1 protein-coding gene is annotated in these 219 nt (G+C 69.4%); it reads left to right on the top strand.

What is annotated here, in order from left to right:
- Positions 1–219 (top strand): ArsA-related P-loop ATPase (locus EXE44_RS21675; protein WP_274595391.1); only part of this gene is annotated, 219 nt, incomplete at both ends.

Genomic DNA, 219 nt, shown 5'->3' with positions numbered 1-219 from the left:
ACCCGGCCCACTCGGTGTCGGACGTGTTCGACCAGCGGTTCGGCGACGAGCCCGAGTCGGTCGACGGCGTCGACGGGCTGGACGCGATGGAGATCGACCCGGAAGACGAGATGCAGCGGCACCTCGACGAGATCCGCGAGTCGCTCTCCGAGCAGGTGTCGGCGGCGATGGTCTCCGAGATCAACCGCCAGCTGGAGATGTCCCACGGGACGCCGGGCG

The organism is Halorubrum sp. SS7 (assembly GCF_005435055.1).
GTDB classification, from domain to species: Archaea; Halobacteriota; Halobacteria; order Halobacteriales; family Haloferacaceae; genus Halorubrum; species Halorubrum salinarum.
The sequence above is the reverse complement of the archived record's forward strand: the minus strand, read 5'-3'. Positions and strand labels throughout refer to the sequence as shown.